The organism is Shewanella algidipiscicola (assembly GCF_003605125.1).
In the GTDB taxonomy this organism is placed as follows: domain Bacteria; phylum Pseudomonadota; class Gammaproteobacteria; order Enterobacterales; family Shewanellaceae; genus Shewanella; species Shewanella algidipiscicola.
In genome coordinates this window covers 126565-145822 of the sequence record NZ_QPQT01000011.1, presented here as the reverse complement: position 1 = coordinate 145822, position 19258 = coordinate 126565, and the positions used below count along the sequence as shown (strand labels likewise).

22 protein-coding genes are annotated in these 19258 nt (G+C 48.5%); 9 read left to right on the top strand and 13 right to left on the bottom strand.

Features of this window, described 5'->3' with window-relative positions:
* Position 1 precedes the first annotated feature (1 nt).
* Together DVO77_RS13510 and DVO77_RS13505 are read left to right on the top strand one after the other, a co-directional pair.
* Positions 2-571 carry a cytochrome c oxidase assembly protein gene (locus DVO77_RS13510; RefSeq protein ID WP_119978693.1) on the top strand — a complete coding sequence of 190 codons (570 nt, stop codon included), beginning with the start codon at positions 2-4 and terminating at the stop codon, positions 569-571.
* Entirely contained in the window at positions 568-1443 is an 876-nt protein-coding gene (locus DVO77_RS13505; protein ID WP_119978692.1) for a cytochrome c oxidase subunit 3, read from the top strand. Before DVO77_RS13510 ends, DVO77_RS13505 begins: the two co-directional genes overlap by 4 nt.
* On the opposite strand, the gene DVO77_RS13500 is transcribed toward DVO77_RS13505, so the two are convergent.
* A complete protein-coding gene (locus tag DVO77_RS13500) occupies positions 1444-1662 on the bottom strand; it encodes a DUF2909 family protein (protein ID WP_110458707.1) in 219 nt (72 codons plus the stop codon).
* Here DVO77_RS13500 and DVO77_RS13495 point away from each other — a divergent pair.
* The 5 genes from DVO77_RS13495 to DVO77_RS13475 all read left to right on the top strand — a co-directional run bounded on the left by DVO77_RS13495 (position 1661) and on the right by DVO77_RS13475 (position 5673).
* Positions 1661-2395: an SURF1 family protein gene (locus DVO77_RS13495; protein WP_119978691.1), complete on the top strand. Its 735-nt coding sequence runs from the start codon at positions 1661-1663 to the stop codon at positions 2393-2395. The two genes, DVO77_RS13500 and DVO77_RS13495, sit on opposite strands and share 2 nt — an antisense overlap.
* A gap of 191 nt (positions 2396-2586) precedes the next feature.
* A complete protein-coding gene (locus DVO77_RS13490) occupies positions 2587-3132 on the top strand; it encodes a hypothetical protein (RefSeq protein WP_110458709.1) in 546 nt (181 codons plus the stop codon).
* Positions 3132-4115 carry a COX15/CtaA family protein gene (locus DVO77_RS13485; RefSeq protein ID WP_119978690.1) on the top strand — a complete coding sequence of 328 codons (984 nt, stop codon included), beginning with the start codon at positions 3132-3134 and terminating at the stop codon, positions 4113-4115. The genes DVO77_RS13490 and DVO77_RS13485 overlap by 1 nt, the downstream gene beginning before the upstream one ends.
* A gap of 11 nt (positions 4116-4126) precedes the next feature.
* Positions 4127-5029, top strand: coding sequence for a heme o synthase (cyoE, locus tag DVO77_RS13480; RefSeq protein ID WP_110458711.1), 903 nt, complete (start codon positions 4127-4129; stop codon positions 5027-5029).
* Positions 5020-5673 (top strand): SCO family protein, encoded by a 654-nt coding sequence (locus DVO77_RS13475; RefSeq protein ID WP_119978689.1) that lies wholly within the window; start codon positions 5020-5022, stop codon positions 5671-5673. The genes cyoE and DVO77_RS13475 overlap by 10 nt, the downstream gene beginning before the upstream one ends.
* Positions 5674-5721: 48 nt before the next feature.
* Here the strand turns inward: DVO77_RS13475 and DVO77_RS13470 are convergent, their stop codons facing one another.
* Entirely contained in the window at positions 5722-6768 is a 1047-nt protein-coding gene (locus DVO77_RS13470) for a polysaccharide deacetylase family protein (protein WP_110458713.1), read from the bottom strand.
* 22 nt (positions 6769-6790) lie between these two features.
* On the opposite strand from DVO77_RS13470, the gene DVO77_RS13465 reads away from it, so the two are divergent.
* Entirely contained in the window at positions 6791-8134 is a 1344-nt protein-coding gene (locus DVO77_RS13465) for an MATE family efflux transporter (protein ID WP_119978688.1), read from the top strand.
* Positions 8135-8243: 109 nt separating this feature from the next.
* Here the strand turns inward: DVO77_RS13465 and nfuA are convergent, their stop codons facing one another.
* Positions 8244-8822 (bottom strand): Fe-S biogenesis protein NfuA, encoded by a 579-nt coding sequence (gene nfuA / locus DVO77_RS13460; protein WP_110458715.1) that lies wholly within the window; start codon positions 8820-8822, stop codon positions 8244-8246.
* A 204-nt stretch (positions 8823-9026) separates the two neighbouring features.
* Between nfuA and DVO77_RS13455 the strand changes: the two genes are divergently transcribed.
* A complete protein-coding gene (locus DVO77_RS13455) occupies positions 9027-11567 on the top strand; it encodes a M14 family zinc carboxypeptidase (RefSeq protein WP_249038178.1) in 2541 nt (846 codons plus the stop codon).
* A gap of 106 nt (positions 11568-11673) precedes the next feature.
* Here DVO77_RS13455 and gltS read toward each other — a convergent pair whose 3' ends face one another.
* From gltS to modB, 10 genes are all read right to left on the bottom strand, one after another.
* Positions 11674-12897: a sodium/glutamate symporter gene (gene gltS, locus DVO77_RS13450; protein WP_110458717.1), complete on the bottom strand. Its 1224-nt coding sequence runs from the start codon at positions 12895-12897 to the stop codon at positions 11674-11676.
* Between the two features lie 273 nt (positions 12898-13170).
* Positions 13171-13545: a DUF2986 domain-containing protein gene (locus DVO77_RS19310; RefSeq protein ID WP_249038177.1), complete on the bottom strand. Its 375-nt coding sequence runs from the start codon at positions 13543-13545 to the stop codon at positions 13171-13173.
* Between the two features lie 7 nt (positions 13546-13552).
* Positions 13553-13717: a YqaE/Pmp3 family membrane protein gene (locus tag DVO77_RS13440; protein WP_110458718.1), complete on the bottom strand. Its 165-nt coding sequence runs from the start codon at positions 13715-13717 to the stop codon at positions 13553-13555.
* A 21-nt stretch (positions 13718-13738) separates the two neighbouring features.
* The gene (locus DVO77_RS13435) at positions 13739-14413 is read right to left on the bottom strand and encodes a TIGR01621 family pseudouridine synthase (protein WP_110458719.1); all 675 of its coding nucleotides are present in this window, start codon (positions 14411-14413) and stop codon (positions 13739-13741) included.
* A gap of 15 nt (positions 14414-14428) precedes the next feature.
* Positions 14429-15688 (bottom strand): sensor histidine kinase, encoded by a 1260-nt coding sequence (locus tag DVO77_RS13430; protein WP_110458720.1) that lies wholly within the window; start codon positions 15686-15688, stop codon positions 14429-14431.
* Positions 15689-15737: 49 nt separating this feature from the next.
* Positions 15738-16415, bottom strand: a complete 678-nt coding sequence (locus DVO77_RS13425; RefSeq protein ID WP_119978686.1) for a response regulator transcription factor — start codon at positions 16413-16415, stop codon at positions 15738-15740.
* Positions 16416-16419: 4 nt separating this feature from the next.
* A complete protein-coding gene (locus DVO77_RS13420; protein ID WP_119978685.1) occupies positions 16420-16956 on the bottom strand; it encodes a PepSY domain-containing protein in 537 nt (178 codons plus the stop codon).
* Between the two features lie 62 nt (positions 16957-17018).
* Positions 17019-17366, bottom strand: a complete 348-nt coding sequence (locus DVO77_RS13415; protein ID WP_110458723.1) for a NirD/YgiW/YdeI family stress tolerance protein — start codon at positions 17364-17366, stop codon at positions 17019-17021.
* A gap of 112 nt (positions 17367-17478) precedes the next feature.
* On the bottom strand, positions 17479-18597 hold the full coding sequence (locus DVO77_RS13410; protein ID WP_119978684.1) for an ABC transporter ATP-binding protein: 1119 nt from the start codon (positions 18595-18597) through the stop codon (positions 17479-17481).
* Complete coding sequence (gene modB / locus DVO77_RS13405) at positions 18578-19258, bottom strand: molybdate ABC transporter permease subunit (protein ID WP_119978683.1); 681 nt, start codon at positions 19256-19258, stop codon at positions 18578-18580. The genes DVO77_RS13410 and modB overlap by 20 nt, the downstream gene beginning before the upstream one ends.

The window sequence follows — 19258 nt, the reverse complement described above, 5'->3', positions numbered from 1 at the left end:
TATGTCCCGGCCCTCGGCAACATCGAACCGCAAGCTGATCATCTGGCTAATGACTGGTGCCATAGGCATGTTTGGCTTTGGATTTGCCTTGGTGCCGTTATACGACGTGCTGTGTGAACAATTGGGGATTAACGGTAAAACACAATCGACAGCGTCGACTTACAAGCCAATGACCATAGATACGTCGCGAGTGATAACCGTCGAATTTATGGCTAACATACAACAGGATATGCCATGGGAATTTACGCCCGAAGTCAAACGTATGCAGGTTCACCCTGGTGAGCTTGTACGCACCAACTTTAACGCTAAGAGCCTAGCGCTCGCGACCACCGTAGGCCAAGCCATTCCCTCGGTTTCACCTGGGCAGGGGGCAGCCTACTTTAATAAAACCGAGTGTTTCTGCTTTAATCAGCAGCTGTTAGCGGCGCAAAGTAGTGCTGCATTACCGCTAATTTTCTATGTCGATCCCGATCTACCAGACACGATATCGACGCTGACACTTTCCTATACTCTCTACAACATTACCGACAAGGGTTATGTCGGCGCTGTTGAGCAAGGAGCGGCAAAATGACCACTAAACACGAACACTATTATGTGCCAGCGCAAAGTGCCTGGCCCATAATAGGCGCCATCGGGCTATTTTTAATCGCCTTTGGAGCAGGCACTTATATACAGCAGCTCAATAGCGAGCAATCGAGCGGCGGTTATATTCTGACTGCCGGGATTGCAGTGATTGTGTATATGATTTTTGGCTGGTTCAGAACCGTGATTGACGAATCGATGGCTGGACTCTATTCGAAACAGATGGACAGATCGTTTCGTCAAGGGATGAGCTGGTTTATTTTTTCGGAGGTGATGTTTTTTGCCGCTTTTTTTGGCGCGCTACTCTATGCCCGTATGATAGCCGTGCCATGGCTAGGCGGAGCCTCCAATAACGCCATGACACACGAAGTGTTGTGGCCTACCTTTGAAGCGATGTGGCCCTTGGTCACCACGCCAGATGGCACCAAAACCCAAGCAATGGGCTGGACGGGCTTACCACTGTACAACACCATCATATTACTCACATCATCGGTCACCTTACACTTTGCCCATGTTAGTCTCGAAAAGGGGAAACGCACCGCCCTCACCCTGTGGTTGGGGCTGACCATCTTACTCGGGTTGGCCTTCTTACTGTTACAGGTTGAAGAATATGCTCATGCTTATCAGGAGATGGGGTTGACCCTCTCCTCTGGCGTTTATGGCAACACCTTTTTCTTGCTCACCGGTTTCCACGGCATGCACGTGACCTTAGGCACCATCTTCTTATTGGTGTTGTTTTGTAGAGTGTTAAAAGGTCACTTCACCCCAGATAAACACTTTGCTTTTCAGGCGGGCAGTTGGTATTGGCATTTTGTCGATGTGGTCTGGCTATGCTTATTTATTTTTGTGTATGTGCTGTAGCTAATAAGGCCTAGGGTTGGGAGTAATTAGCCCCAACCCTAGTGCTAGTAGCAGCAGTAGGATCACCAATAGCGAAAACAATACCCGGCGGCCTAAATATTGGCTCATGGGGATCTTACTTTCCCCTTTCACTAAGATAAACAACGCACGCCCAAGATTAAAAATGATGAAAAAAAGCAGTAATACTAATGCCACTTTAAATAGCAATATTGCACTCATGCAGGCTCCTAAACGTGGGTTGTCATGGACAACGGCCTTGGTTGTTTGTATTACTGTGCTGGTGTTTAGCATCTTGGTCAAGCTCGGGTTTTGGCAACTCAGCCGTGCCGATGAAAAAGCCGCATGGCAGCAGCAATTAACCGCTCGCCAAGCATCGGCGCCGCTGTCATATCCTCAACTGCTGGCTATGACAACAGACACGGCCTTAACCGGTTACCGTTTACAGGTCGACGTCAGCCCAACCGCTTCCCCCATTATTATGCTCGACAACCAAGTCTATAACGGCACTGTGGGGTATTTGGTGCTGCAAGTGATGCAAGTCGCTCCTCATGAAACGGCATTACTGGTTGAGTTAGGTTTTGTCCCTGGCGGCATAGATCGGCGCGCCTTACCTCAAGTGCAGCCAATCACGAGCTCAGTTTCCTTAAGCGGTAGGCTATATCAAAAATCTCTCAACCCGATGAGCGAGCAACTATTTGCTGAGTCTGGTGATCCTATGCGAATTCAAAACCTCAATATTACCGCACTGCAGCAGCAGTTACAGCGCCGCTTGGCCCCTGTGGTCTTGCAGCCCACCTCTAGGCTACCAACTGAACTGGCACACCCTTGGCAGCCCATCCCCTTGAGTGCTCACAAGCATCACGGCTATGCATTACAGTGGTTTGCAATGGCGGCCGCCTTCGCCTTACTCATGGGGTATGTATGGATAAGAAAAATAAAAACAATAAGTTAGCGTAAAAATAAATAACGAAACCAGGTGATATTGAGCAGTTGCTTAACATCACAAGACCTTGTAGGTTAGAACATAAATACAGCGATTATCGATACCGTACCCTGTAATCACTTCCTAGCCGTCTCGGGAAGTTGGCCTTTTTCTGCGCTGAGTCCATGTCAGCCACAAAGTGATCAACAAGAGGAGCTAAGATGAACTCCCCCAAACGTAAAAGCACTAAACCATTATTGATACTGCTACTGGTATTTGTGCTACCTGTGGTGGCGGCTAAGTTGGTGCTCAGCATGAACCTGTATCACGGTGGAGCGACCAACAAGGGCGAACTGCTGATGCCTGATACCACATATAGCCAGCTCGACATGAGTAACCCTCATCCCAAATCATGGCAGATGATCTACTTGTTACCGGCACACTGTGATAGCCCTTGCCTCAACCGTCTGTATATTTTACACCAAAGTCATATTGCCCTAGGGCGTGACCAATTAAGAGTCACCCCCATTATTTTGCTGCAAGAAAATAGCGATCGCTCCGCTCTTGAGGGGTTTGACTTTGCTACCGCCAAGGCCAGTCGTGACGTTAGCGCACTACTGGCGCAGCAACAGCTGATCATTGTCGACCCCCTTGGGGCTATGGTGATGCGTTATCAGCAGGTGGACACTAAAGATCAGCAAGTATTACTGGGTAAGGCCATGGTGGCAGATTTACGCAAGATGCTTAAATTATCGAGGATAGGCTAATGCAGATGACGCCACTGCTAAAACTCACATTAGTATTTACCTTATGTGTCATCTTAATGGGCGCCTATACCCGCTTGTCTGATGCTGGGCTTGGTTGCCCAGACTGGCCCGGTTGCTACGGCATGCTAAAAGTGCCCACACAAAGCCATGAACTAAGCCAAGTGCAGCAAGCCTTCCCCGAGCATACGGTCGATACCCAAAAAGCCTGGCTAGAGATGATACACCGCTATATTGCTGGTGCCCTTGGGCTGCTGGTGCTGTATATCTTGTATATCAGTTTTAAAATTCAAGATGCCCCTAAAAAACTGCCCAGCGTTATCGCACTACTGATCCTATTTCAGGCGGCACTAGGCATGTGGACTGTCACCATGCAGCTGATGCCTATAGTGGTGATGTCACACCTCATTGGCGGCTTTAGCTTACTGTCGCTGTTATGGATCTTGTATTTACGCACCACACCGTTGCGCATTGTAGGGGGAGATCCTCAAGTGAGAAAGCTCGCGCCCTTCGCGCTACTCTGCCTTGTCGTGTTAGTGCTGCAAATCATGCTTGGCGGCTGGACCTCATCTAATTACGCCGCCCTCGCCTGTACTGCGTTACCCATCTGCGAGGGCGACTGGCTCAATAATCTACAACCCCTGCAAGCGTTCAACTTGTTCTACCAAACAGAAGGCAGCTACGAATTTGGGGTGCTCGATTACGCATCACGCATGACCATACATGTCACGCACCGGATGGGCGCGATTATCACCGCCACACTGCTTCTCTGGCTCGCCTATCGGCTATTGATACAGGCACGTTCGGCCATGATTACGCGCAGCGCTTGGGTGCTTATCACCTTGTTGATAATACAAGTGGGGCTGGGAATCGCCAATGTCGTGCTGCATCTGCCGCTCGGCATTGCCGTGGCTCACAACGCGGGGGCAGCTTTATTGCTGCTGACCATGATCTTTATTAATTACACCCTGTGGCGTAAAGCATAAGCGAGGCAGCGATGACAAAACCGATAACCCTCAGCAACCCAGCAGCCAGCCATATTCAATGGCGCGCCTATTTAGAGATGACCAAGCCTAAAGTGGTGGCGTTAATGTTACTTACGGTATTGGTGGGTATGTGCTTAGCCGTGCCAGGGGCTGTCCCTCTGCAACCTTTGGTTGCTGGCCTTGTGGGTATCGGCATGATGGCTGGGGCGGCTGCGGCCTATAATCATCTTATTGATCGCCGTATAGATGGTCTCATGGCGCGCACCTACAATCGCCCACTGCCTAAAGGCCGTATCTCTATCGTTAAAGCGATGATATTTGCTACCACTATGGCCTTGCTGGGCTTTATCCTTTTGTATGCCTTGGTGAATCCACTCACCGCTTGGTTAACATTTGCCAGTCTCGTTGGCTACGCGGTGATCTACACCGCCTACCTAAAGCGCGCTACACCACAAAATATTGTCGTAGGCGGGCTCGCAGGCGCCATGCCACCACTATTAGGTTGGACCGCCATCACCGGCGAATTTCATGCTAATGCCCTGTTATTGGTGATCATCATTTTTGCCTGGACCCCGCCCCACTTTTGGGCATTAGCTATCCACCGTAAAACCGAATATGCCAAGGTGGATGTGCCCATGCTGCCGGTGACTCACGGCGTTGAGTTTACTAAAACCTGTATCTTGCTCTATACCATATTATTGGCGCTTGCCTGCCTTTATCCTGTGCTGGTTGGTATGTGCGGCCCGCTCTACTTAATCGGTTCGACACTGCTTAGCTGTGGCTTTATCTACAAGGCGTGGCAGCTCAAATATCGCGATAAGCCGGAATTAGCAATGCAAGTGTTTCGATTTTCCATTTACCATCTCATGGCCTTATTTTTAATTTTGTTAGTCGACCACTATTTATGGAGTTAACGCCTGTGAAAAAAATTGTGCTGCTGGGCATACTACTGGTGTGTGCAACATTGGGGGCGATAACCGCTTATACACTTAACCAAACAGCGACGCCGCCATTAAGCTTAACCACCAGCTATTTATATCCCACTAAACGGCCTTTATCACAGTTCAACTTAGTTGACCAACATGGGCAAGCATTTACCAACCAACACTTATTACATAAATGGAGCCTGGTGTTTGTCGGCTATACCTCATGCCCCGATGTGTGCCCTACTACGATGGCAAAACTGGCCGCCGCAGTGCAGAGCTTACCGCCTGAGCTGGATTTACAAGTGATCTTTTTATCTGTAGACCCGAGCCGTGATACACCAGATAAGTTATTAGATTATGTGAATTTTTTTAATTCTGATTTTATAGCGGTCACCGCGCCACACGCGCAGCTACTGCCGCTGACTCGCGAGCTTGGATTTGTTTATGCCATGGTTGGCGAGGGGGAGAATTATCAGGTAGATCATAGCGCCTCGATGACACTCATCTCACCACAAGGTGAACGCTACGCGACGGTTAAACCTAAGCTGACACAACTCAGCAGCCTGCCGCAGATCTCAACCCAAAACTTGGTCGCCGATCTGCAGCAACTCACCGCCAATGACACGCTGTAAACAGCAAGCTGCATCGCCCGCATGGATAACGCTTTAAGCTAACGCCCGCTACTCTTTAACCCAAGTACCGTCGTTTTTAGGTCGCACCCAAGCTTGGGAGAACCAATAGTAACGCCCACTTTGCTTACTGGGCGCAGTGCAGTTGTAGCGTGATCGACCTGGCGGCAGGTCGAGTCCTGCGCGCACAACAAACTCATCTTCACTTACCCACAGTGGCTTAGCGGCTCCCTGTCCTTGTATAAAGCACATCAACTGATGAGGGTAGATATCACTCATGTCTAACTTAACCTTCATCTCTGGACGCCAATCACCTAGCGCTAGCTCGGTATTCGCCGGAGACAATGCCAATACCGGCATGTTTAAACTGTACAACTTCACTTTTAAGCTAGACAGATCCGCATAGGCGCCCGCCACCGGGAAGCGAGGCAACGCCGTTAAGCTAGAATAATGGCCTGCGGCCCCCGATTGTTGCCCAAATCCGACAAAGCCTAGCTTGCTAAGCAATGCTTCTATCGCCGCGTTATATTCGCCATAAGGGTAAGCCAACATCTTCAAACTCTGACCCGTTTTCGCCACTATTTGCGCTTCGGTTGCCAACAGATTAGTTTCAATCCGCGTCAACCAATCGGATTCGGTTTCACCGTCGAGACGACGGATCAGATGCTCATGCCCCCAACTGTGGTTCGCCAACTCGACGCCATCAGCGGCTAACTGCTTCAAGGTCATCCAATTCATCACATCGCGATATTGCTGCTCTATTGGCTCGACAGCGATAAAGATGGTGTAAGGAAAACCATATTCTTTTAAAATTGGATGGGCATTATCGGCAATGTTTTGATAGCCATCATCGAAAGTGATCGCCACCGTTTTATCGGCAAAGGCTTTATCGGCTTTGAGTCCATCGACCACCTCTGACAGAGGGATAACGGTAAAGCCATTATCACTCAGGTAGGCCATCTGTTGACGAAACTCTAATGGCGTCACACTGGTGACTCTAGGTGTATCTTCTGACACATGATGATACTGTAAAATCACCACTGCCTGAGCCGAAAAGCTCAAGCAGCATATCAGCGTAACTAAAACGCGCTTTAACATATTAAGTAACCTCTGAGAATCTATGTCCCTAGTTAATTTACTGTTAGATAAACAGAAAAACAGGCATTTGCTTGCACTTGCGTTGCCCATGATTCTGTCAAACATTACCGTGCCCTTACTAGGCTTAGTCGATACGGCCGTGGTGGGACATCTGAGTAACGCTTATTATTTAGGGGGTGTTGCTGTTGGCTCAACCCTTATTACTTTGCTCTTATGGGTATTGGGATTTCTGCGCATGTCGACCACAGGTTTGGTAGCGCAGGCCTTCGGAGCTGGCGACACGCAAGCGCAATATCGACTGTTGTTGCAATCGGCCAGTTTAGCCCTATTACTCGGGACTGCGGCCATCTTATTTCAGTCGCCGATTATGACCTTGGCACTATCACTATCTGATGCCAGCGCCGAGGTACTCTATTACAGCCAGGCTTACTTTCACATACGGATCTGGTCGACTCCCTTTGCGCTGATGAACTTAGCCATGCTGGGGTGGCTCCTCGGAAGGCAGCAACCCAAAGCCGCCATGTGGCAACTGATCGCGGCCAATTGTACCAATATTTTATTGGATCTGTTATTTGTTATCGCATTCGATTGGGGCGTACAGGGTGCGGCATGGGCATCGGTATTTGCCGATATCACGGGCTTTGCGGTAGCGGCGACCATGGTATCCCGAGTGATTGCCAAACAGGGTGGCTTTCACCTACTCACTTTATGTCGCCAATTATCACTTCGCAGCTACCACAAACTTTTGGGACTCAATCGCGATATCTTTATTCGTAGCCTCTGCTTACAACTCACATTCGCCTTTATGACCTTCGAAGGCGCCAGCTTAGGCGATAATACCGTCGCTGCCAATGCGGTACTGCTCAACCTATTATTGCTAATTTCCTATGCCTTAGATGGTATCGCCTACTACGCCGAGGCTGAAGTGGGGCGGGCCTTTGGCGAACACAATCCACAGCGAATGTCAGATTCAGTGACATTAGCCACCCTTTGGTCAACCATCGCTGCCCTGTTATTTGTATTATGCTTTGCCACATTAGGCGGACAATTTATTACCCTCCTCACCAGTATTGATGCGGTGCAGCAAGTGGCGCAAGAGTACCTGATCTGGGTGATATTCATGCCGCTTTTGGCGTTCGGCTCTTACCTGTTTGATGGTGTTTATATTGGCGCAGCCGAAGGTGCCACCATGCGTAATAGCATGATATTGTCGACCTTTGGCGTGTTTTTTCCCACATGGTGGCTACTGCAAGCCAGTGGTAATCATGCCTTATGGGCCGCGATGAGTGTGTTTATGCTTGCTAGAAGTGTCACTCTCGCATGGCATTATCACTACCGTTTAAAAACCAGATTGATGCAGGCCTAATACAAGCCACCACATACGATGCACCATTGGCGACAAAATAAAACGGGATGACCTAAGTCATCCCGTAATAAACGTCATCCTGCAGTAAGCAGAACTCACCCAATCAAGGTTACTGGTATGAATGGTCGCCATGCTGATGTTCTGTCACATCTCGTACACCAGTCAATTCGCCAGGGAACATATCAAGCAGTTGCTTCTCGATACCATCCTTCAGGGTCACATCAACCATAGAACAACCGTTACATCCACCACCAAATTGGAGTACTGCAACGCCTGCGGCATCGATTTCGACCAGCATGATATTACCACCATGGCTGGCCAGCTGTGGATTGATTTCAGATTGAATCACGTACTCGATACGCTCTTTCAATGGCGCATCATTATCGACTTTACGCATCTTGGCATTAGGCGCTTTGAGCGTCAGTTGCGAACCGAGTTGGTCGGTGACGAAATCAATTGAGGCATCTTCCAGAAAAGGAGCGCTCTTTTCATCAACCATGGCATGAAAACCATTAAACTCTAGCTCGATATCATCGGCTTCAACGGCATCGGGTGGGCAATAAGACACGCCGCACTCTGCCGATGGAGTACCAGGGCTGATAACAAATACGCGAATATGAGTTCCTTCAGGCTGATCAGCGAGTAGCTTTACAAAATGTGCCTGAGCTGCATCGGAAATGGTGATCATTAAGACATGCTCCGTCAGGTTAAACCCGAGTGTTTTAGTAAGAATTACCACTATGATACTCCGACTCCTAACAGCTTTGTAGCCCCTATGGCGATTAGACAGTAATTTTTTGTCTAAAAAGTGTCGTATAAAGTGACGACTGGCTATGGTAACGATTTCATCGAGCTGTTAATTTAACCTTTATATACAATAATAAAGACTCTAATGATGCTGCGACTCTGCCTACTGCTGCTGTTTTTTACGCCACTCATTGCTCAAGCAGCATCGATTAATCAAAATGTGACTACCGCCACATCGGCTATAGCAACAACCTCGGCCATCGAATCACCGAGCCAGTTTTTAGGGTATCCACTAGGCAGCTGGCATCTACGACACGACCAAATAAACTTCTACCTCAAACAGTTGGCACGTCAAAGCCCTCGAGTAAGCCTAGAATCGACTGGCAGCAGCCATGAAGCTCGCTCACAACTCACGGCGGTGATTACCTCAGCCGCAAATCAAGCCAATCTTAAACAGATCATGGCTCAACGCGCGCAAGTTAAAAGCGGCCAGCCACAAACGGGCCCCTTGGTCATCTGGTTGGCCTATAGTATTCATGGTGATGAAGCCAGTGGTGCGCATGCCGCATTAACAGTGAGCCATCAACTCAGTAGCAGCCAAGAACCTTGGGTTATCGACTTGCTCGATAACGCTGTGGTACTCATCACCCCAACCCAAAACCCTGACGGTTTAGACCGCTTTTCTACTTGGGCCAATAACTACACAGGTAAAGTAAATAACAGTGATGGCAACCATAATGAACATCAACAAAATTGGCCTAGTGGGCGTTCAAATCATTATTTTGCCGACCTTAATCGTGACTGGCTGTTCTTGCGCCATCCGGAAACGCGCGCACGCATCGCCCTGTTTCATCGCTGGCACCCTCACTATGTTGGCGACTTTCATGAAATGGGCCACAACCAAAGTTACTTCTTTCAACCTGGAGTGCCTAAACGCACTCATCCGCTGACCCCAGAAGAAAACCAACGACTGACCCATCAACTAGCCGCCTACCATGCTAAGGCGCTCGATACACGGCAGCAACCCTATTTTAGCCAACAAATGTTTGATGACTTTTACTATGGTAAAGGTTCAACCTACCCTGATATCAATGGCTCTGTCGGGATGCTGTTTGAGCAGGCCAGTGTACGTGGGCAGCAACAGGAATCTGACAATGGTATGCTGGTTTTTGAGCAGGCAATTGCAAACCAAGTGGCGACGTCGTTTTCCAGTCTTAAAGGGGCGTTAGCACTTAAACAAGAGTTACAGCTGTTTCAAACACGCTTTTATCAACGCAAGGATAAGCATCAGCCTTCGGGGCGCGAAAGCGGCTTATTGATCAGTACGAGTCAAGATCCGGGCCGACGCGATGACTTAGCCCAGGTGTTACAGCAGCATCAGATCCTATTTTTTTACCTGCGAGAAGGTCTGCGCCAAGGACGCCATTATTACGCGCCGCGCGATAGCCTATTTATCCCAATTAATCAGCCTCAAAAAAGCTTACTACTGGCACTATTTGATCAACGTACCGAATTCGACGATGCCACCTTTTATGATGTCTCCAGTTGGAACTTCACCTACGCCTATAATTTACAACTGGCCCGTGATGTCAGCCTAGATGTGGATACACTCAGCAGCCAACGCCCGCTTGACGCGCCACTAAGCATTGCTGCTGACAGCGTAGCCGTGCTCATTGATTGGCGACAACATCATGCGGCGACCGTACTACAGCAGCTCCTTAGTCATGGGGTTAAAGTAAAATTTGCCGCCAAACCATTCAGCATCATGACCTCAGCAGGTGCGAGCGATTTTACCGCTGGCACATTGCAAATCCCCTTAGGTCGTCAAACCATGGCTAGCGCACCATTAAGAGAACTGCTTATTTCGCTCGCCACTCACCATCGTCTCACCATGGCCACAGTTACCAGTAGCCGCGCGTTATCAGGTATCGATTTAGGCAGTCCCGATTTTCACCCTATTGCGCCAATCAAAGCAGTGGTGATCACAGGTTATGGTACCTCGGCGTCAGAAGTGGGTGAGCTAGGGTATTTTATGGATCAACATTTGGCGGCGCCGCTCACTCAAGTGGATGTGTCTCGCTTGCCTAGTCTGCCTCTTAACCGATACACCCATCTGTTTCTTGCCGATGGCAGCTATCAAAATGTCGCTGAAAAGCTCGCCCGTAAACTGGGACAGTTTGTTAATAATGGCGGAGTGATCGTGGCGCAAAAGGGCGCCTTAAGCTGGCTAAGCAAAGGCAACTTATTAAAGAGTGATGTGAGAAATCCACGGGCATTTGAACAGTTATTTGCCACTGACGGCATGCGCTTTGACGAGCAAGCGACACTAAGGGCACGCAAGGCGATTGGCGGAGCCATATTGGCACTGGATCTCGATACCTCTCACCCGATCAATTTCGGCCTACAAGGCAACATTCTGCCGATACTCAAAAATAAGCCACTGGGATTACTCGCCGGTTCAAGCTCTTTTACCACCGCCGCAAGTTATGCTGATGAACCGCTATTGGATGGCTATCTGGCAACAGAATATCAGCGCAGCTTCAGCCAAACCCCTGCCATCCGAGTTGAACGCCATGGTCAGGGAGCCATAGTGGCGCTAACCGATAACCTACTGTTTAGAAATAGCTGGCTCGACGCGCAAAAGGTCTACAGTAACAGCCTCTACTTCATTCCGGCGCTGCACTGAAGCCACCTACTTACTGCTTAACGACAAACGGCACTTACTTGAGTAAGTGCCGTTTGTCGTTAAGTCGTTTAAGCAAAGCGAGCAACATGGCGCGCCATGCTAATGTTTACATGATAAAGCTCAAATAGCCTTTTAAAATCACTACATTGACGATATCGATAAAGAAAGCACCAACAATGGGCACCACCATAAAGGCTTGTGGCGAAGGCCCTGTTCTCGAGACTAATGCCCCCATATTCATCACTGCGGTTGGCGTCGCCCCCATACCAAAACCACAGTGACCACCCGCCATTACTGCGGCATCATAATTACTGCCCATCAGTTTAAAGGTAACAAAGTAGGCAAATAGCGCTAACACTACCGTTTGAATCAGTAAAATAATCAATAGCGGCACCGCGAGGTCAAAAATTTCCCACAGCTTTAAGTTCATCAATGCCATCGCCAAAAACAGCGATAAAGACACGGTACCAATCACATCTACGCTTTCGCTATTAATTTTATAGCCACGCGATAACTCAGTGATATTGGTGATCATCACGCCAAAAAACAATGCATAAACAAAGTCAGGCATTCGTAACCAGTTGAGTTCGAACATACTCACCAACGAGCTAAACCATTTTGCTCCGCCCACACATAGCAGCAAAATAAACAGCACCTCAAGAATACTCTTAGCGGTAACTCGGTCTTCTTCTAACTGATCATAGGTCACTAAATCTGGGTGATCTTTATGATGGTTGCCACCCACACCATAAGAGGATACTAGGCCATGCTTATTGATGAGTCGCTGTGCAACAGGGCCACCAATAATACCGCCCATTACGAGGCCAAACGTGGCTGCCGCCATCGCAAACTCAAGGGTATTGATGCCGTAGTTTTCAGAGAACGTTTGCGCCCAAGCGGCACCCGTACCGTGGCCACCCGACAGAGTTATTGACCCTGCAATCAACCCCATTAGAGGTTCTAGCCCTAACGCGGTAGCCATACCAACCCCCACCGCATTTTGAATCACGATATATAAAGAGGCGATACCTAAAAAGAGAAAAACCTTAGTGCCGCCTTTCATCAATAACTTATAACTTGCCGCTAATCCTACTGTGGCAAAAAACATCATCATCAAGGTGTTCTGCATCGACAGCGTAAACTCTAACGAGATCTGATTAAAATGCAGTATGGCGATAACCGCTGCGATGATTAAACCACCCACAATCGGTTCTGGGATATTATATTTTTTAAATACAGATACATGACGATTAACTGAGTGACCGAGAAAGAGGACTAAAATAGCCACCAAAAAAGACTCGAGCTCTCCAACAGAATAAACAGTATTCATAACACTCCTATTTCGGCAAAACCGTCCGCAACGACCGATACTACAGCGTCTATCGCGGCCTCACCTTGTGCGCTAAACTCATAACAAAATAAGTCCGCGGTTAAAACAATCCCATTTGGTGAGTTAACGATTGATTAAGCATAATCGGTAACCGCCACGCGCTATACAAATACGCCAACAGAGTAACTCTGCAACGCATCCGAGCGATTTCTATAAATGGATGATTATCTCAGTGACTGGAAAATGAAATTGGGTAAATTTATGCGCTTAGTGCTAAGACGCATTTTCGGATGAATGTTCAATCTCAACCGCTAAACGCTCACGTTCAGCCTTCGAAATATACTTAGGCTTCCCCGTGTGGTGCAGCTTAGCATTGGCTTTCTTGGCCTTAGCTTTCAGGGTTTGATTGATTTTTTTCTTTCTATTCATGACGGCGAGTATACCCCAAAAAAGCTCATTTGTGAGCTCGCACCGCTGCGTCAGTACATTTTTGCGCCAAATTTTACCCCATAAAATTATGTGATCTAACTCAAAATCGCAAGTCACCTTCAAGGTTAAGTAATTTAAAATCAGGCAGTAACGAAAAAAACTATCCTGAAAATCACCCACAAAAAAGCACAGCCTTAACTGTGCTTTTGTTTTCATCATCTGCTTATCATTTAGTCACTACCCAGAGTGCATGCAGCATTCCGGGGATAAAAAATAGCAAACATAGGATCACATTGATCAACAGATCTTGGCCAACGCCACTTTTTAAAAATACGGCAACTGGGGGCAATAAGATGGCAATAATCACCAGTAATAATTTATTTGTATCCATTTTAGCCTCTTCCTTTTGTCATCATTTTTGCTTTGGCCAAGCTAACAACTCAGGCTCAGCCCATGTGTGTAACTGACGCTTAATGGCCTCATGGCCAAACCATTCACCCGATGTCGGCGCTACTAAGTAAGAATACATGTTTCCTGACCACTCAAAATGTAAACCATAGGCGTGTAAGTAACCCCGATCCGCGGTCGCGCCACCATAAAGCTCATCCCCTAAAATAGGCACACCGATACTGGCCAACGCTACGCGTAACTGGTGCGTCTTACCACTTAATGGTTTCAGCAAATAGAGCCGCAGACCTTCGTCAACCGACTGCGAAAAAAACTGCGTCACCGCCGGATTTTCAATGCTACGTAGTAATTTATACATGCTACGGCGCGACTTTGCCATATCGCCAACAATACTGCCCTGCTTCTTCTTAGGTTTCCCCTTCGCCAGCGCGAGGTAATATTTCTGAATTTGGTGCGCGGTAAACATCGCCGTAAAACGGGCCGCAGCTTGGCTACTTTTAGCAAACAACAATAGCCCTGAGGTCATGGTGTCGAGCCGATGCACAGAATAGAGCTTAATCGCTAAATCTAGCTCAATCTGCGCCATCACGCCGGCGCTACCATCTTGACTGTGAAAATGCACCTTGGGCGACTTGTCGATCACTAAAAAATCGACTTCATCGGCAATGATTTGATACATATTGACCTATGTAGATTAGGAGAATTCAATGGTGACAATCAACCCAGGTTGATTGTCGCTAAGAGTAATACGCGCATTATGACGCTGCAGAATGGCTTTCACTAGCGATAACCCTAACCCGGTGCCTTTATGGTGACGACTTGGATCAAGCCGTACTAAGCGATCAAACACCTTTTCGGTCGCCTCTGGCGGAATACCTGGGCCATTATCGATAATTTGAACTTGATTGCCACGCTGTACTATCTGCACGCTGGCGCCTTGGCCTGCATACTTAATCGCATTATCGACCAGATTAAATAAAGCTTGGAACAACAGGTATTTATCACCCATCACCGTATAATCGTCAGCGGTCTGCAGCGACAATGTTTGCTCGTTAAGCTCCGCCATTGCATCCGCCATCTCATATAAATCACTACACATGGCTTGTAGACTTAGAGGCTGTAACTCGAGAATTTGCTGCCCTTCTTCGATACGAGTTAACGACAACATAGCATCAAAGGTAGCTAAACAATCGTCCAGCTCTTCAGTTAAAATTGCGCAGGCTTCGCCGAGCTCATCGGCCGACTTATTCGGCAGTTGTTCTATCCCCATGCGCAGATGCGACAAAGGAGTGCGTAAATCGTGCGCGATATTATCGGTAGCCCCTCGCACCGCGTTAAGGTTGTTTTCTAGCGTGTCGAGCACGCCATTAAACTTACCCGCCAGCATGTCGAATTCATCTTGGCGCCAACTCACGGGTAACCGTGTCGAATACTCCCCTTTTTCAATGCGCCGGCTTAAGCGATTGTACTGCACTAAGCGGCGGAGAATCGCCTTAGAAAACAAGTAACCTAGGGCTAAGGTTAATACAATGGTCAACATCAGAGCGGTGATCGCCGCGTTCACAAATCGCTCGATGAGGGTCGCTAGCTGGTCGGTTCGCGTGGCAATTAACACTGGGCCATAACGGGTGATAACTAAGCCACCGGTTAAAATATGCAGCTTGTCTGCGCCACCCGCCAAAATAGGAAACTCTCGGGTTTCAGGCAAAATAGGCATATCGTCAGGCATAAGGCTCAAGGCCCCGACAAGATCGAGCGAGCTACGCCACACCACTAAGGCGGTTTTAGGATCGGCGGTACGGATTTGAGTCGCAAAACTGCGTCTATCGAGCGTCAGCGCCATCTGTTGATAGCGCTGTTTTTCTGCCGCTAAATGCTGATTGGTTTGCAGATCTTGCTCGTTAATCAGCTGGCGATACATACCAAATAGCAAGGTGCCGATGATCAGGGTCACTAAACCTGAAAAGATGATAGTGATCCGCCAGGCACTACTCTGGTAAGGCTTAATGCCCTTGACGTAGGCGATAACCAGCCCCTCGAACGGTTTCGATTAATTCACCAAAACCAAGCTCTTCAAACTTGCGACGCAGCTTAGCAATATGCACATCAATCACATTGGTGCGCGGATCGAAGTGATAGTCCCATACTGCTTCAAACAGTAAGGTACGACTGATCACCTGATTAGGATGTTCCATCAAGTACTTAAGTAGTTGGAATTCTTTTGGTTGCAACAGGATCTCATGGCCAGCTAAGGTCACTTTACGCGTTAGTAGTTCCATCACCAAATTGCCGACGGCTAATTCGGTGTGCGCAGGGGTAGAGTTACCTCGCTGCATCAGTTTTTCTGCACGCACTAACAGCTCAGAAAAGGCAAAGGGCTTAGTCATGTAATCATCGCCGCCGGCTCTAAGCCCCTTAACTCGCTCATCCACGTGGCTAAGGGCCGATAAGATAAGCACTGGGGTTTGATTACCCGTTGCTCGTAGCGCGGCTAATACCTTGAGTCCGTCAAGCTGGGGCAACATACGGTCTAAGATAATCAGATCGTATTGCATACTCGTGGCAAGCAGCAGACCTTGATGGCCATCGCTTGCGGTTTCAATATTGTGCCCCTGTTCGGTAAAGCCTTTCACCACATAATCAATTGTGGTGGCATCATCTTCTACGAGCAATATTTTCATTCAATTAATCCCACTTTAGTAGGGGCAAAGGCCGCTGGTTTTCAATATCAAACGCCAAGCGACGTTTGCCATGTTGATCAATTAATTTGAGCTCAAGGTAACTGATCCCCAAGTCATGATCGAGTTGCGCTTCGACAATATGCGCCGTGCTATCGCCCATGGCTGTTTTAAGCAACTGTGAAAAACCCAGATCCATCTCTTGCATCATGCGCACTGCTTTCAGTTCGTCACGATCGTCGGCCTCTAAGGTTGCCACTTTCTGCCTAATAAGCTTGCCATCTTTAGCCCAAAATTCAAATTCTGTGACGGTATCGGCTTGGGTGTCGATCATACTCACTTCATAGATCAGCTCACCATTAATCACATCGATATCAAATTCTGAAATCACGCCAGGGTAACTTTTTTCCGCTTGCGCAATCAGCTGCTGCGGCGTCAGACTCTGGCTATCTGATAGTAACTCCAGTACTGTCGAGTTCGCGTTGGCAACCCCAGCAACACTGACACTAGATAACAGCACTAAACTGATTAACCAACGAGCCATAACTCCTCCATAAAATGTTTAATATCGGTATCTTAACCCCAGCAACAAGCTGCGGGCTAGTGTTAATCTGCTAGGAGATCGATTGCATCAATTTCAATCTCAACCCCTTGCCATTCATCATCCACCTCACCTTTTAGGGTGACTGTGGTGTTAGTCAACACCTCAATATCACGCCATAAGGCATTGTCGATTTCGACTTCGACCTCACCGCTGTGGTCTTTAAACAGGTATTTTTCCTCCCCTAGGCTCTTTACCAAGTGTCCAGTGAGCGCAACGGGAGTATCGGGCTTAGCCTTAGCCGCTTCTGCTGCCGTCTGCGCCACAGATGAGCTGGCATAGCTATAAGCCACCACGCTAGGTAAAGTCAGTACACAAGCTAATATTAATGAACCCGTCAGTTTTTTAGCCATCTTTTATGCTCCTCTACCGCACCGATCATAATAAGCGCTATTGTAGAGTCACTATGATGGAAAAGAGATGGAAAAGAGATTAATCATTGATCATACAATCTACGGAGTTCATCTAGTCTGCAACGCTGGTTTCTAAGATATGGATAAGCTCTGATTTCAGTGCCACCTCAGTCTCAACCCCAGGGGCTAGGGCCAGCTTTTGCGCCAAATGTAACGGCACCTCGGCATTGAGGCTATGTTTTACCCCCTTGATACTGGCAACGATGCGCATGGTTTCACCCATTGCCAAGGTCGACTCCACTGTGATAATCAACTTGTTAAAGCTCCGACACAGACGCCCCTTAGCAATGGAGTTAAACCGAATGCCTTGATTGGGGATCACCCAGCGCACCGTGGAGCCAATATCTAGGCTGTCAAAATAACTGCTGGCGATGAGGTGCTCACCAAACTTCAACCAAGTGATCTGCCGCGCTTCTTCTTGCGCCACCACCTCAGCATCAAACACATTGCGCAGTCCCATCTGCTTTGCCACCGCTTCATTACGTGGCCGGGTGAGTACGTCTCTGGGAGCGCCTTGTTGTAACAACACGCCTTGGCTGATTAAAATCATGCTATCGGCGAGCAACAGGGCTTCATTGAGATCATGAGTGACCATAATCACCGGAATCGATAACTGCTCTTTAAGCCTCGCTAACTCAAGATACAGGCGCTCGCGGGTTTCACGATCGACCGCAGAAAAAGGCTCATCAAGCAGCAATACCGAAGGCTGACGCGCCAACGCTCGCGCTAAAGCAACCCGTTGACGTTGACCGCCCGACAAATTAGCCGGGAGTCGGTCCGGTAGACCGTGTAAATTGACTCGCTCTAACCAATCTTTGGCCCGCTCAACTCGCTCGGCCTTGGGGATATGATCGAGCGCAGCCACCACATTTTCGAGCGCCGTCATATTGGGAAACAAGCCAAAGTGTTGCGGCACATAGCCTAAATGACGCTGCTGTGGGGTAAGGTAATCGCCCTGCTGGCTATTAAACCACTGACGCTCACCGTAGCGGATCTCACCCGCTTGAGGCTTGGCTAATCCGGCGATCATCCGCAGTAGCGTCGACTTACCGCCTCCCGATGGCCCCACTACCGCCAACACTTCTCCAGCACGGCAGGTAAACTCGGCATCGAGCACTATCTCTTGGGTTTGATTAACCCTGCAATACAGATCAGCGACGTCTTGAGACACTTAAGCCTCCTAAGCGGCGTGACAGACTGGTGGTCAGCGCCAGCGCCGTAACCGCAAACAGCAGTAATACCAACGACATCTGCCCTGCACTGGCAAAATCGAAGGCTTGTACGCTGTCATAAATCGAGATGGCGATGGTCTTAGTTTCACCGGCAATGTTGCCGCCCATCATCAATACCACCCCAAATTCACCCAATACATGCGAAAAACAGAGTACTAAGGCGGTCAGCACACCAGGCCATACGAGGGGCAGCTCAATTTTGGTTAACGCTTTAAACGGACTCATACCACAACACGCTGCAGCGTCACGCACCTCTTCGGGTACTGCCTCAAAGGCACGTTGAATGGGCTGAATAGCAAACGGAATATTGACTAACACCGAGGCGACCACCAGCCCTGAAAAGTGGAATACTAACTGCTGCCCAAGCACATTTTGTAGCAACTGGCCTAACCAAGACTGACTGCCAAGTCCCACCAACAGGTAATAGCCGATAACGGTAGGCGGTAACACCAAAGGCACCATGATCAAGGCTTCGACCCAAGATTTGCCGCGAAATTGATGATAGGCTAACAAGCGCCCCACCCAGATAGCGAAAGGGATCAGAATCAACACAGTGACAGAGCTTAATTTGATCGATAAACCTAACGCCTGCCAATCCAT

Excerpts from the sequence above, each read along its gene's own strand:
- DVO77_RS19310 (WP_249038177.1), bottom strand. The coding sequence starts at position 13,545 with ATGATGAAAACAAAAGCACAGTTAAGGCTGTGCTTTTTTGTGGGTGAT.
- DVO77_RS13465 (WP_119978688.1), top strand. The coding sequence starts at position 6,791 with ATGTCCCTAGTTAATTTACTGTTAGATAAACAGAAAAACAGGCATTTG.
- DVO77_RS13485 (WP_119978690.1), top strand. The coding sequence starts at position 3,132 with ATGCAGATGACGCCACTGCTAAAACTCACATTAGTATTTACCTTATGT.
- modB (WP_119978683.1), bottom strand. The coding sequence starts at position 19,258 with ATGGATTGGCAGGCGTTAGGTTTATCGATCAAATTAAGCTCTGTCACT.
- DVO77_RS13490 (WP_110458709.1), top strand. The coding sequence starts at position 2,587 with ATGAACTCCCCCAAACGTAAAAGCACTAAACCATTATTGATACTGCTA.
- DVO77_RS13510 (WP_119978693.1), top strand. The coding sequence starts at position 2 with ATGTCCCGGCCCTCGGCAACATCGAACCGCAAGCTGATCATCTGGCTA.
- DVO77_RS13505 (WP_119978692.1), top strand. The coding sequence starts at position 568 with ATGACCACTAAACACGAACACTATTATGTGCCAGCGCAAAGTGCCTGG.
- nfuA (WP_110458715.1), bottom strand. The coding sequence starts at position 8,822 with ATGATCACCATTTCCGATGCAGCTCAGGCACATTTTGTAAAGCTACTC.
- DVO77_RS13455 (WP_249038178.1), top strand. The coding sequence starts at position 9,027 with ATGATGCTGCGACTCTGCCTACTGCTGCTGTTTTTTACGCCACTCATT.
- DVO77_RS13425 (WP_119978686.1), bottom strand. The coding sequence starts at position 16,415 with ATGAAAATATTGCTCGTAGAAGATGATGCCACCACAATTGATTATGTG.
- DVO77_RS13495 (WP_119978691.1), top strand. The coding sequence starts at position 1,661 with ATGCAGGCTCCTAAACGTGGGTTGTCATGGACAACGGCCTTGGTTGTT.
- DVO77_RS13500 (WP_110458707.1), bottom strand. The coding sequence starts at position 1,662 with ATGAGTGCAATATTGCTATTTAAAGTGGCATTAGTATTACTGCTTTTT.
- DVO77_RS13475 (WP_119978689.1), top strand. The coding sequence starts at position 5,020 with ATGGAGTTAACGCCTGTGAAAAAAATTGTGCTGCTGGGCATACTACTG.
- cyoE (WP_110458711.1), top strand. The coding sequence starts at position 4,127 with ATGACAAAACCGATAACCCTCAGCAACCCAGCAGCCAGCCATATTCAA.
- DVO77_RS13440 (WP_110458718.1), bottom strand. The coding sequence starts at position 13,717 with ATGGATACAAATAAATTATTACTGGTGATTATTGCCATCTTATTGCCC.
- DVO77_RS13435 (WP_110458719.1), bottom strand. The coding sequence starts at position 14,413 with ATGTATCAAATCATTGCCGATGAAGTCGATTTTTTAGTGATCGACAAG.
- DVO77_RS13415 (WP_110458723.1), bottom strand. The coding sequence starts at position 17,366 with ATGGCTAAAAAACTGACGGGTTCATTAATATTAGCTTGTGTACTGACT.
- DVO77_RS13470 (WP_110458713.1), bottom strand. The coding sequence starts at position 6,768 with ATGTTAAAGCGCGTTTTAGTTACGCTGATATGCTGCTTGAGCTTTTCG.
- gltS (WP_110458717.1), bottom strand. The coding sequence starts at position 12,897 with ATGAATACTGTTTATTCTGTTGGAGAGCTCGAGTCTTTTTTGGTGGCT.
- DVO77_RS13420 (WP_119978685.1), bottom strand. The coding sequence starts at position 16,956 with ATGGCTCGTTGGTTAATCAGTTTAGTGCTGTTATCTAGTGTCAGTGTT.